The organism is Paenibacillus contaminans (assembly GCF_003285015.1).
GTDB classification, from domain to species: domain Bacteria; phylum Bacillota; class Bacilli; order Paenibacillales; family NBRC-103111; genus Paenibacillus_V; species Paenibacillus_V contaminans.
This window is the reverse complement of record NZ_QMFB01000010.1, coordinates 107,441-120,433: the sequence shown is the minus strand read 5'-3', so window position 1 is coordinate 120,433 and position 12,993 is coordinate 107,441. Positions and strand designations below refer to the sequence as shown.

Annotated in this window: 10 protein-coding genes and 2 tRNA genes; 4 read left to right on the top strand and 8 right to left on the bottom strand. The window is 52.9% G+C overall.

Annotated elements, in window-relative coordinates:
* The first annotated feature begins 130 nt into the window (after positions 1–130).
* The 3 genes from DQG23_RS42185 to DQG23_RS18070 all read left to right on the top strand — a co-directional run bounded on the left by DQG23_RS42185 (position 131) and on the right by DQG23_RS18070 (position 560).
* Entirely contained in the window at positions 131–304 is a 174-nt protein-coding gene (locus DQG23_RS42185; RefSeq protein WP_158560582.1) for a hypothetical protein, read from the top strand.
* Between the two features lie 90 nt (positions 305–394).
* Positions 395–471 (top strand) — tRNA-Met (locus DQG23_RS18075).
* Positions 472–483: 12 nt separating this feature from the next.
* A tRNA-Ile gene (locus DQG23_RS18070) sits at positions 484–560 on the top strand.
* 138 nt (positions 561–698) lie between these two features.
* Here DQG23_RS18070 and DQG23_RS18065 read toward each other — a convergent pair.
* The gene (locus DQG23_RS18065) at positions 699–1,247 is read right to left on the bottom strand and encodes a phosphatidylglycerophosphatase A family protein (RefSeq protein WP_113032270.1); all 549 of its coding nucleotides are present in this window, start codon (positions 1,245–1,247) and stop codon (positions 699–701) included.
* A 36-nt stretch (positions 1,248–1,283) separates the two neighbouring features.
* The gene (locus DQG23_RS18060) at positions 1,284–1,958 is read right to left on the bottom strand and encodes a hypothetical protein (RefSeq protein WP_113032269.1); all 675 of its coding nucleotides are present in this window, start codon (positions 1,956–1,958) and stop codon (positions 1,284–1,286) included.
* 162 nt (positions 1,959–2,120) lie between these two features.
* Between DQG23_RS18060 and DQG23_RS18055 the strand changes: the two genes are divergently transcribed.
* Positions 2,121–2,636 carry a 2'-5' RNA ligase family protein gene (locus tag DQG23_RS18055; RefSeq protein ID WP_113032268.1) on the top strand — a complete coding sequence of 172 codons (516 nt, stop codon included), beginning with the start codon at positions 2,121–2,123 and terminating at the stop codon, positions 2,634–2,636.
* Positions 2,637–2,875: 239 nt separating this feature from the next.
* Here DQG23_RS18055 and DQG23_RS18050 read toward each other — a convergent pair whose 3' ends face one another.
* From DQG23_RS18050 to DQG23_RS18025, 6 genes are all read right to left on the bottom strand, one after another.
* On the bottom strand, positions 2,876–5,410 hold the full coding sequence (locus DQG23_RS18050) for a hypothetical protein (protein ID WP_113032267.1): 2,535 nt from the start codon (positions 5,408–5,410) through the stop codon (positions 2,876–2,878).
* A gap of 181 nt (positions 5,411–5,591) precedes the next feature.
* Positions 5,592–7,076, bottom strand: coding sequence for an ABC transporter substrate-binding protein (locus DQG23_RS18045; RefSeq protein WP_113032266.1), 1,485 nt, complete (start codon positions 7,074–7,076; stop codon positions 5,592–5,594).
* Positions 7,077–7,106: 30 nt separating this feature from the next.
* Entirely contained in the window at positions 7,107–7,988 is an 882-nt protein-coding gene (locus DQG23_RS18040; RefSeq protein WP_113032265.1) for an ABC transporter ATP-binding protein, read from the bottom strand.
* A 5-nt stretch (positions 7,989–7,993) separates the two neighbouring features.
* Positions 7,994–10,963, bottom strand: a complete 2,970-nt coding sequence (locus DQG23_RS18035; RefSeq protein WP_113032264.1) for an FtsX-like permease family protein — start codon at positions 10,961–10,963, stop codon at positions 7,994–7,996.
* Positions 10,964–10,967: 4 nt separating this feature from the next.
* A complete protein-coding gene (locus DQG23_RS18030) occupies positions 10,968–12,071 on the bottom strand; it encodes an efflux RND transporter periplasmic adaptor subunit (protein ID WP_113032263.1) in 1,104 nt (367 codons plus the stop codon).
* Positions 12,031–12,906, bottom strand: coding sequence for an ABC transporter ATP-binding protein (locus tag DQG23_RS18025; protein ID WP_238177930.1), 876 nt, complete (start codon positions 12,904–12,906; stop codon positions 12,031–12,033). The genes DQG23_RS18030 and DQG23_RS18025 overlap by 41 nt, the downstream gene beginning before the upstream one ends.
* Positions 12,907–12,993 lie beyond the last annotated feature (87 nt).

Sequence of the window (12,993 nt, the reverse complement as noted above, 5' to 3'; positions counted from 1 at the left end):
CTACCGACCTTTCTCCGTCACCCGACGGCGGAAGGTTTTTTTCCTTTCATGAAATTGTCCGGTTAATGGAAACAATCCTGCAAAAATGGTTATCCTAATAGACGAACAATTCATGGAGGTGCAACGATCGATGGCGATGTTGAACTGGGTATACTGGTCCAAGCTGTATGAAAGCAAATTCCAAGCAGGCTGCCTGGCCAAGCGAATGGAAGAAGACTGGTGGATTTACGGTTACGAATGCCCGCAATCGGTTGAAGTTTACAAGTCGCGCAAAGGCCGCTTCGGTGTCAGATATTTGCTATAACGCTTTTCTTCATTTTATTCTTGACTTTCTCTTATTGGATGTTGTATAGTTATTTTTGCCGCTAATAATTGAATAGACGGTAAACAATGACGCGGGGTGGAGCAGCCCGGTAGCTCGTCGGGCTCATAACCCGAAGGCCGCAGGTTCAAATCCTGCCCCCGCAACCAATTTTTACATAAGGGCCCTTAGCTCAGTTGGTTAGAGCGGTCGGCTCATAACCGATTGGTCGGGGGTTCGAGTCCCTCAGGGCCCACCAATAGCGTGGACATGCCTTTACAAGCTAAACGCCTTAATCGCTAGATTGCGAGAAAGGCGTTTTTTGATGTTTCCGGATGACCGAAAAAAGAAAGCGGCTCCTCCCAATGAAGGGCCGCTTTCTTATATTTCACCGATATCAACCTGCGCTTGCTTCATTAGCGGGATCTGCCAGCGCCGCTTCCCTCTCGTCGATATCCCTCTGCTTATGCGCAATCCGGCTGGATGCGGATGCTGCGATGCTGGCGACCAAATCGTCCAAAAACGTATGAACGCCATTGCCGTGCTTCGTATCCAGTTTCTGTATGATACCGATTTTATGCTTATCCAGGTGCCCGAAAGTCGTTACCGCGATGCTGCCGTACCCGAGAACGGAACCTAGCGCAAGCGTCTCGTCGCAGCCGAATAAGCCTTCATCACACTCTACGAGCGATTGCAGCGGCTCCGAGAGCAAGTTTTTCTCAGCCAGCATATCCAGCTCGATACCGACCAGAAGAGCGTGCTGCAGCTCTCTTTTTTCAAGGACGGCGTTAACGCTGTCAATACAAGACTCCAGCTTCAGATGGGGATTGTATGGGGATTGCATTTGATAAACGATTTGGGCAATGTCCTCGATTGCTACCCCGCGTTCGCCCAATTTCTGAAGGACAGCCGTTCGCACTTCTTTGCTGTGCACTTTACGTTTCATCCCAATCTCCCCTTTCAAAGACGTACCACTATCATATCACAATTCCAAACGAATGGAGTCAAAATAGTACTCGAGCGCTTTCTCGAAATCGCCCTTTCTCTCCGCTTCCAAGCCTTCATCGACTAGCGCTTGGTCAAGCGAAGGAGCCAGCTTCATCGCTTGCTTCATATAGGCCATTGCGGCGGGAACATTCGCTTTATGAAGCGTGAACCATCCCAGCTGCTGATACGTTCGGGAGAGCGTCTCCGGTTCCGCACGGTCGTGCTGCTGCTTGCGCAATACTTCCTCTGCGCGATCGATCGCATCTTGAATAAAACCTTGTCCGAAACGGCATTCCGCAATCAGCAGCGAAACGTCCGTCTTCGTGAAATCGGGCCGATCCGCCGCACCTTCATGGCTGCGCGCCTTCCATAACAAGTCTTCCGCTTCGTCATACTTAAGCTGCTCCATCCGCAAATAAGCCAATTCGATCATCGCCCGGAATACGGATTCTTCCTGACCGGGCCGGCAGCCGTCTCCGATAGCTGCGATACTTTCCAGCAGCATTTCCGCTTCCTTCTCTTGCCCGGATTCGAGCAAAGCGGCGGCAATCGCAAGCCGGGCATCCGGCTGGTGCTTAGCCAAGTCAATCAATAAGGCATCCTCCTGGGAAAACCATGGCCTAATCGTATGCAGCAGCTCGACGATCCGAGCGTCAACCGTTTCGTTCATTTTAATCCCCGCTTTCTCTCGATCGCTCCGCCGCCTGTTGACCGGCAACATTGTTCGATTGCATGTTCTTGAGCTATACTACTGATAATAACATAAAATATTCCCACTGAACGTATCAGGACTCGGCAGAAAACGCTAAATCTCGAGGCGGGAGGTTATGATATGAAATTCGGAATCGCTTGTTTTCCATCCAAAGAAGTGCAGGATTTCGCCAACAGCTATAGAAAACGATACGATCCGCATTATTCGTTGATACAGCCTCATCTGACTATACGCGAAGCGGAGGAATGGAGCAGCGGCCGGCTGAAAGAGGCGGTCGCCCATCTGGAGCTTGCCGTAAAGACGCTTTCGCCTTTTACCGTTCGCTTTAACCGTTTTTCGTCCCTGTTGCCCGGCTCCGCCGTTATTTATTTGGCCCTGGAAGATCCGGAGCCGTTCATCCGCTGTCACGAAGCCTTATGCGCCGGTCCGTTAACGGAAGCATCCAAATCGTACCGGTTTCACCCGCATTTGACGATCGGACAACAGCTAGGCCATGATGAAGCGAACGATATTTTGGCCAGTTTGCGCAAAATTCCCGTCAGCCTGTCTGCAACGATTGATCGCATTCACATGCTTTATCAAACCGAAAATGATGCCTGGACGGTTCATCAAACGTTTCTGTTCGGCCGGACGTAAACCCGTTGACAAAACGGCTTCGCCGTCCCAAACGCTTTCGAAGAAAGCGAATTCGAAAGCATATGCTTAGGGACAAGCGCGTTTACCGAGATTTAGAGCCGCTTCCACAGTATACTTATTGATTCATTCAAATAAACGCCTCCGGCTCCGATCTTCAAGATCGAGGCTGGAGGCGTTTATGCTGCGAATAAGCCTTGAATCCCGGACTCGCCGGCATTACCGCCGGATGCCGCAGGAATTTACTTATTCAAATTGTCGTACCAGCCGTAGCTCGTCGAGGCAAGCAGCTTGCGATGCCCGTCGAATTCGGCATAAACGTTGACTTTATAGCTTTGCGATTCGTTCATGCGGATCGCGATATAGTCGGTAGACGTCCCTTCGAATGTCGCCGTATCCGTTCCGAGCTTCCAGGAGGAAGTCTCTCCATCCACGCCCAAATCGTAGGCTTGCTCGTATTTTTGCTTGGAATCGACAACTTCCATAACGAGCTTGTGGCGCTTGTCCGTCAGCTCAGGCAGCAAGCCTTCCGATTTGCCAAGCTTGTAGTTGAACGAAAGCGAGAGCTTTTTGCCGTCAAAATTGTTTAATTTAAAATCGGCCAACGATACCGTATATCCGCCGACATTCAGTCCGTCCAGGTTCGACTTGACTGTCGTGCTCGCCTCATCAGGAAGCTGCATGGCGAATGCGCGAACATAAGCTTCGGTAGTCTCCGTCCCTTTCCCCTCAGCGCCTGTCGAAGCGCCCATAGCCTCACCCAATACAAGGCTCATATCCGCCATCGTATAACCTTTAGGAACCTTGCTCCAAATGGCGACGATCGCTTTGCCGTTCGGCGCTATTTTTTGCGTTACACCGCTGAAGTACGCCGGGTAATACATGTCGTCCTTCGTTTTCCAATAACCTGCCAGCTTGCCGGCGGCTGCCGCGCGCTTCTCGGTATTTTTCACTTCCAGCTCGGCGTAGAACAAATCCGTATTCGAGTTGGAATATGTCAATACCTGATTGATCTTCAGCTCGGCCGATTTACCCGTATCCGCCAGCTTATGGACCTGATCCTTCGCGACTTGCGGAATTCTCAAAAGATCGGAATTGTGTTTGAATTCCGCGACGGTATTCGTCGTTTTGTCGTCGACCTTGTCTTGAACGATCAGCTTAAGATCGGAGAACATGGAGCTATATGGAATTTTTGCGTACAGAATATATTTGACGCCCGAACGCCCCGGTACCGAAATGACGTTGTCGAGCTTGGACAGTTTAGCTTCAACCTTTACGCCGCCGTCAAGCAGAAAATATCCTTGAAGCGCAGGAAGCGCAAGCGAAGAGCTTCCTTTGTTGCCGATCGTAACCTCGGCCGAAATAATGTCCTCATCCTCCCAAGGCAGCCGCTGTACCGAATTCAGCTTCGCTGTATAGGAGCCGTCTTTACCCTCATACGGATATTCGATTCCAAGCGAGACGTCGTTCGTCGTAGCTTTCGGCACCTTATAAGAAGCTATAGGATAATTGGAGCCACCGCTTGCCGATTTAAGATTCAGCTTCAAATCCTCGAGACTTACGGAAGCAGGAACGTTGACAGACAGCTGCACTTCCTTGCTCGCTTTCGGATTGAGCATAAATTCCGGCGTATCGAGTGTCAGCGGATACGTTAAACCGTCCTTCGTAAGCAGCTCGAACTGATAACCTTTGATCGATACGGCCTTGCTTCCGTTATTTTCAAAATTGAAAAATAAGTTCACGAGATAATCCTTATCGTTCTTGCTCAGCGAGACACGGGAAATACCGGTATCCACACTCATTCCGTTCACATCGATCGGCTGTTTCTCGTTAACCGGAGACGTCGTCGGATCGGACGACGTTGAAGCAGGCAGCATAAAATAGGCTAACGGTATGTATCCGACCTTATCGTCGATTTTATTCGTAACGACGAGCTTCCAGCCTTCCGGATCGACGGAGTTAGGGATGGATGCCGTTAACTGAACTTCTTTCTTCACTCGGGGCGCGAGCGTTGCGGATGGAGCGGGTTTATCCGGTCCCTCTGCCGCAGCGCCGGTTTCCGTAAGCTGATATACGAGTCCCTCCGAAGTCATAATCGCATAGGACAAGCCGGGAAGCGTTACGCTCTTCATGCCCGCATTTTCCATGTTGAGCGAGACGCTCGTCAGGAAAGAGTCCTCGTTCTTGCCTATCGTAACTTTCTTCACGTTCGTTTTCAGCGAGGAGCCGGCGATCGATATCAAGCGGCTTTGGCCGATCGGCGTATCGAGCGAATAATCTTCCGGAACGGTAATGGTGCCGAGCGCACGTTCATAATTCGCCGCAGAGAAATCCCATTTGATCATTTTGAAGTTCAAATCGCTCAAATCGGTGGACGCATTAACCTTGGCATAAAAGTTCACTTCCATGGTGCTGTGCGCCGGAATGATGTTTTTTTCTTTGTCCTGCGGAAGCAAGCTAACCGTAAATGCGGTTCCCGACTTATTGTTAAGCCTCACCCAATAATCGATAAAGCGCATCTCGGTGTCGCTGCCGTTCGTGTACGAAACGGTAAATACGACGGTATTGCCGTCGTCCCCCGGCATAACGGCCGCTTGCTTCAATTCGATGTAGCTGCTCGAATTGAGCCAAACGGAGCCGATCGACTGCACCGGCGCTATCGTATCGCTTTGGGACACGGCCGCCCCATTGTCGGCCAATACAGGCAGGACCGTTCCGGTCGATAAAGCGAATGCGAGTGTCGCTACGGCGATACGATTCTTATAATGTCTCTTCATGTTGTCGTTTCCCCTTCCCTGTTATGGTTGGCGCGCTTCTTCTATAAACAGCCGGTACGGCTGAAGGATAAACGCCTGCCGGCGCTTTGACGCCGGCATTACATGCCGCTTCTACGATATACTCGGAAGGAAGCGCGCCGCTGCTTGAATAATGTTGATCAAAAATGTCGGCAGGTTGTTATTAGCCCGCAGGCACCGCGACCGCATTACCGCGGAACATGCCCATGTCGATCGGGCCGTTCGGATTTTCCCTCATTTGCTGAAGCATCATGTCGCCGTTCGTTTGCCACGATTTAAGCGCGTCGCGAACCGACTTCGTTCCTTGAACCGCAGCCTGGAACTCGTTGCGGGCAAGATCCTGAACAGCCCAAATGTTCGGTATCGTGCGATAAAACTTGTTGAACTCGTTCTGTACGACTGACGGCTTCACATTGTAAAACGCTTCGATATGATACTCCATACCGGCTTTCGGCTTAATATGGTCTTTGCGGGAAACCATTTGGCCGGAGCTGTTGGCGCGGAGCTTCGCCCAATCTTCGCCGTTGATGAATTTGATCAGCTTCCAGGCGTCATCCACGTTTCCGGCTTTCGTATTGATCCCAAGCACGCCGCTCATATTGATGTTCGCTACGACGCCCGGCGCATCCGCATGGCTCGGTACGGTGGCGATGTCCCACTCGATCGGCGTAAAGCCCTTGATATTGGTCGCATTTTTGTTGGCATTGTTGATGCGTGTCAAGTCGTAATAGTTGATGATCGTCATCGCTACACGGCCCGAGAGAAAATCGTCATAGGCGAACGGGTTATATTCGTTCGGGTCTTCGCGAAGATTTTGGTTCCTCTGGTCGGGAGGTCCGGGCAATATATTTTGCTTCTGCAGATCGATCAGCCGCGTCCACGCTTGTTCCCACTGATCGTTGTCTACAGCCAGCTTCTCGGCCTTCTCGTCAAACATCTTAAGACCGAGCGGATTCGTATAAATGCTCATTGAATTGAATACGTCTCCGTAAGACTGCGAGCTGAACGAGAAGCCGTATTTACGGTCCGCCCCTTCGCCTTGAGTCAACCGTTGGGCAAGATCGAAAATTTGATCCCAGGTCATATTGTCCGTAGGCACGTCGACTCCGGCGTCCGCGAACATCTTTTTGTTGTATATGAGCGCCGGCGACGAGAACGTCGGCGTCAGCCCGTACAGTTTGCCGTCGGTGCTGAGGCCTTTGATGCCGTCCAGAACGAGCGGCACGATTCCTGTCGTATCGAACTTATCCTTAGTCATAAGCGGGTCCAGCGGAGCAAGCAAATTGCTTTCAATCAGGTCGGGCAGCTGCTCGAAATTCGTAATGACGATATCGGGAGGGTTGTCGCCCTGCATGACTTCCTTAAGCTTTTCCATCGGATCTTCCATCTTTTCGTCCGGTCCCGGCGCTTTGTACATAAAGCGGTCGTCGTTCGTCGCAATAAATTCGATCTTGATATTCGGATTGGCAAATTCGAACAACTCGGTATATTCCCTCCGGATGTATTCATTCTCGTCGCCATAGCCGAAGCTTGTCGCGATGCGCAGCACGCGCTCCTTTTTGTCATCTCCGCTCGATTTGGTGCAAGCGGCGAGCGAAGAAACGCTCAATACCGTTACTAATGCGGCAGCTGTCCATTTTTTAATCACTGCAGATTCCTCCCCTTCTCCTAAAAAACACTATTGATTCACATGTATCTTTGGTGCGCGAATCGTAATTTTCTCGCCGTCGAACTCCATCGTCGCTTTGCCGTCAATCTTCAGCGCCTCCAAATATTCTTTCGGAACTTGAAGGCGTCCCGCGCGATCGAGCACGACGAACGCTTCATGGCCTTCGCCGATCGCCGTTTTTTCATGCTTCTCGCCGTTCTCTTCCTGATCGGCGCTTCTCTTGACGAATTCGGTGCTCGTCATGCCGTCGCGGATGGCGACGACGCGGTCGACCTTGCCGGCCAAAGACAGATCGTGGGTCACGATGACTATCGTGATCCCGAGCTCTTTATTCAGCCTGCGAAAAATATCCATGATCATATCTGATGTTTGCGTGTCGACCGAGCCTGTCGGTTCGTCCGCCAGCAGCAGTCCGGGACGATTGCACAGCGAGATGGCGATCGCCACCCGCTGCTGCTCGCCGCCGGATAATTGATGCAGCTTGTTGTACATCCGCTCCTTGAGTCCGACCCATTCCAATAGCTGCTTGGCGTAAGCGCGGTCGACCTTGCCGCCGAGCATCATCGGCATTTCCACATTTTCCAGCGCCGTCAAATAAGGAAGCAGGTTGCGGGCATTGTTCTGCCATATAAACCCGACCGTCCGACGTTTGTAATCCACCAGCTGGTCGTCCGTTATTTTCAGCAAATCCCATTCGCCCACACGCACCGTTCCGGCCGAAGGGCGATCGAGCCCGCCAAGTATATTCAGCAGGGTCGACTTCCCGCTTCCGCTGTTGCCGATAATCGCCATTATTTCACCAGGCGCGACTGCGATGTTGAGACCGTGGAGGGCGACGACCTCGAGATCGTCGGTTTTGTATATTTTGACAAGTCCTTCGCAAACAATCATCGGGTTTACCGCTCCTCTCCCAGCTTGACGGCTTGATGCACGCGCAGCCTTCTGATATTCATGAACAGAAGCCCGGCGCCCGCCGCCATCATTACTGCAACCACGATGTAAAGCTGAAGCGTATCCTTTGAATCGAAGATGACGCGGAATGGCGGAACCTGCGATTGGACGTCATCCGCGGTTTGCAGGAAGGGCAGGTACAAGCGGCTTGCCAGCTTCCCGATTACGATTCCGAGTCCGATCGAGAGTCCTGCAGTGAACAACTGCTCCATGAGCAGCATGAAGGTCAACTGCCGCTTCTTCAGCCCCATCGCCCGAAGAACCCCGAACTGTACGACCCTGCTCGATAAATTGAAGAACCAATACAGCACGTAGCCGATAAACGAGACAAGGACGGATACGAGGAAGCCGAGACTCAGGATGCCGAAGACGCCGCCTCGCGACGGATGCTTCTTCTGTCTGGCAAGCTCGGTACGCACGTCTTTGACTTCGGCGCTCAGCTCGACCTTCTTCGCTTTCAGCGCCTCGATCAGCGGAGCGACCTTCGCCCCATCCTCCATCTTCAACCAGACCTCGTACGGGATTTTCGGAACCTGGTCGTAGATGTAATCGAGATTCGTAATGAAGAACGGCGACTGATCCGGATACTGGCTAGGCCAGTATGGCAGAACCCCTACGATAACGAACTCGACCGCCTGTTGGGATATCGCAAGCGTAATCAGATTGCCCGGCTGAAGATTGTATTTGTCGGCAAACGATTTCGGAATGATGACGGACTCCGCGTATGAGCTCATTAGACCCAAGTATTGGAAAGGATGCGCCGGGAATAAATCACGGCGGAACCAAGCCACATTGGCGAATTTGTCATTGTCGATCCCCATCACGATTCCGGTACCGACGGAGCGTCCGGCAACGATCACATTACCTTTCGCTTGCAGCACCCTTGCCGCCGCCTTGACACCGTCCAGTTCCTCGAACACTTGGAACGGCGGTTCTACGTAACGGATTCGCGACGGGACGTTTTCTCCGCCGCCATTACCACCGCTACCGCTACCGCTACCGCTACCGCTACCGCCACCGCTACCGCCACCGCCACCGCCAGGTCCGCCGCCGTTGCCGCCGCCCGATCCTGATCCGCCTTGGCCCCCTTGACCGCCCTGACCTCCTGAACCTTGCCCGCCGCCTTGCGGCTGCTGGTTCGTCGGCAAATCGTCGGTAAAGCCTTCCCAGGCAGGCTGCATGATGACATCCGTCCCATATTGATACAGCACGCGTTCCGTCGAGTTCAGATCGATCGTCCGTGCGGCCGAAGCGTTATAAACGCCTAGCCCGAGCGTCATAATCATCAGCAGCATGAGCGGATAATACGACTTGGCGGATCTTGTCAGCTGCATAAGCGTCAGGTAAACCGGAACCGGCATGAATCTGCGCCCGAGCCACCCGAAAAATCGCAGCAGCCACGGAAAAATACGCAGGAAGAAAAGGCCGAGAGCAAATATCGACAACGCCGGAACGAAGAACAGAAGCGGCTGCACTTGCAGCTGATCGCTCGACAAGCCGGTTTGCTGCGATAAAAACTGGCGTTCCTGGAACATATACCAGCCGTAGCCCGACAAGGCCAGCAGCACGACGTCGATGTAGAAACGCATCCAGAACGGTTTTTTGTCCGCCCTCGCAAGCTGCTGCTTGTAGCCTACGATCGACGCCCTCGCATACATGACCGCCGGAATGACGCTGGCCACAATAGCGAGGAGCACGGCGCCGCTGCCGTACAGAAGCGCCTCGGTGCTGAAGCCGACCGGAATCGCCTTGCGGTCGACGAACGTCAGAAATCCGCTGGACGATCCGATGCTTTTGGCCATAAACCATCCGAGCAGCGGTCCGATAATCATCGAGATGACGCCCAGAATGAAACCTTCCAGCACATACATCCAAATAATTTGCGCCGTACTGCCTCCGCGCGATCGGATGACGGCGATGTCGCTGCGTTGTCTGTCAAGCGACTGTCTTGCATTCATTACGATATAGTAGAAAACCATCGCGATCATCGGCGCCGCCAGGGTAAACAGCAGAAGCTGCAGCTGCAGGCTTTGCTGCCGGAATTCGCCCAGCATCGTCAGGAAGGAATAGTCTACCTTCGTGTCCTTCAGCTTCTCGTACAACGTTTGCTCAAGCTTGCCGAGCTTCCGCTCCAGAGGAGACAGCTGGCTAGTTTTAATTTCGCGAAGATCGAATGCATAATACCAGTTCGCCATATTGAGCGGGATCTTCTTGGTGCCGAGAAGCTCGTTGCGAAATGTATTGACGTCCACCATCAGCGTGTTCAGCAAGCCTTCGAAGCCTTGAAACCAATAAGGATCGGTATCCGACTTCGGCTTTACCGCGCCGACGATTTTCACCTTCAGCGGCGAGCCGCTGACGCCTGCAGGCAGCGGATACGTATATACGTCGCCGACGTGCATGTCGTTCCGGAACAATGCTTCCTCCAGCATGACGGCTTCAATGACGCCGTTAGCCGCTTTCTCGGAAAACATGGCGCCGCTTGCCAGCTCCGTATGCTCGGCAAGACCGTACATCGTCATCAGCGTCATTTGGCGACGTTTCCCCGCCGCGGCCTTATTCGGATCGTCCGGCGTTATTTGCCCGCCCCGAATCGATAGAATGCCTGCGAACGCCGCTTGAGGAAAATCGATATCCTTAGGAATTTGTTCGCGTATATAAGTATTGACGTCGTCGAAGGCGGCAAGATCCGGCCGGTTGTTGCCGGTAGCCTGATACCGCATAAGCAGCGAGCCGGCAGGCAATCCGTCGCTTTTCTCCTCGAGCGATTTGGCAACCACCCGCTTCAGTGCGCCGTCCGCATACATCGGAATGCTGGTCGTGAAAGCGACGGCGACTATCAAGCCGATTAGCGAGCTTATCGTCAGCCAGCGGGTGTTCCACATTTTACGGGCTAAAAAACGGAGCATCGGCATCGCCTTATTGACCTACGACTTTCTGGCCAGGCGTCAACCCTTTGATAATCTCCACTTGTGTCGACGTCTTTTGCCCGATTTCGACGTCGACCTCCCGTTTGTTGCCTTTGTCGTCGACGACCTGTACATAGTTGCGTCCCGTTATGGAGCGCAGTGCGGCAAGCGGAATCACGATCGCGTTTTCTTTGCGTTCGGTAATGACCGCTACGCTCAGCTGCGTTCCGCGGGTTACCGCTTCCGGCATTTCATCCAATTGCACGACCAAGTAATTGTCGATGGAGTCCCGCGGCTTCGGTTGCCCGTTGTCGCCCGGATAATAACCGCCGTTATTGTTGTTGTTTTGTTCCTTGGCGCTTGGCAGCTGCTTTACTTTGCCTTTATGCTGGCCCGCCGCATTGATATCGACCGTAACATCCATGCCGACCGCCACTTTCTTCAAATCCTCGGCGGAAACATTGGCCGTGACGACCAGCTCCGACAGATCGGCTATAACCGCGACGGATTCGTATGACTTCGACATGTCACCCTTTTTCATGGAAACGGACACGATCGTACCCGAGAAAGGCACCGATATTTTGCTCTTGGCGATGTCTTCCTCCAGCTTTACGAGCTCCTGTCTTTTCAATTCAAAGTCGAGACGGTCCTGCTCAAGCTCTTCCGCGGTTTTCTCGGTCGAGCCGCGAAGCTTCTCGATCATCGCGATTTCTTCTTTCTGAATCTGCAATCGCTTCTGACGCAGCTCCCGCTCCATGTCCGAGACATCGAGCTCCGCGACAGGCTGACCGATCTCCACCTTGTCTCCGCTCTTCACGAAAATATCTTTAATCCGCTTGCCGTCCTGCGTAAAGAAAATATCTTCTTCGTTAACGGCCATCATCTTGCCGACTCCGCGCACTTTCGTCTCGAGCGTGTCGGTCTTGACGTCATAGGTCGGCTTCTGTGACAGCTTCGGAGGATTAATCGTCGGAAGCGCCTCTTCCTCCGCTTCCTTCGGCAGCAGCGAACAGCCTGTCGATGCGAGCAAAGCCGCGCATACGATGCCGACCAGCATCCGTTTCTTCATAAACTTAGTATTGTTTGAACTTTCCGTCCACCATCTCGAAAACATGGTCGGCAACCTCCAGAATCGTAGGATCATGTGTCGTCATGCAAATCGTAACTTTCTCTTCCTCAATAATGTTCTGAAAAACATTCATAACCTGCGCGCCCATTTGCGAATCGAGCTCGGCCGTCGGTTCGTCCGCCAAAAGCAGCGAAGGACGATGCGCGATCGACTTGGCTATCGCGACGCGCTGCTGCTCGCCGCCGGAAAGCTCGAACGGACGATGGTGCATCCGTTTGCCGAGGCCGACAAGCTCCAAGCAATGCTGTACGCGCGCCTTCCACTCCGCCCGCGGCGTCTGGGCCATTCGAAGCGACAATTCCACATTCTCATATGCAGACAATAGCGGCATCAACGCATAAGATTGAAAAATAAAGCCGATTTCGCTCCGCCGCACCACGGTTCTCTGCTCATCGTTCCACGTATGAAACGGATGTCCCTTGAAGACGATTTCTCCGCTGTTCGGCTGATCGAGACCGCCGATCAGGTTCATTAGCGTCGTCTTGCCGGAGCCCGAACGCCCCCTAAGCATGACGAGCTGCTTCGGATACAGCTCCATGCTTATTCCTTTGAGCACGTGAAGCTTCTGTCCGCCGACCTGAAAAGACCGCTGTACGTCTTTCACAATGAGAAGCGGTTCGTTTAAAGCCGCAAGCTCCTTAGCTCGCTGAGCTTTATCGCGCGAAACGACCGCATTCGGCGCGCCGTTCCCCGCATCGGACTCTTCCGGAAGCATGATTTCGTGCTGCTCCGGTATATCCGGTTTGTCCTGCGGGCGCTGCTGAATCGGTTCTTCCCCTTTGTCCTGCAAGGATTGTTTCTTTCTGGCAAACCAACCCAAAGAGCTCCACCCTCCCGTTATTTCACGTCCATTTTGAAGGGAATTGTCCCAAACGGCATTGTTTCCCATAAGTATAGACGAACGAAC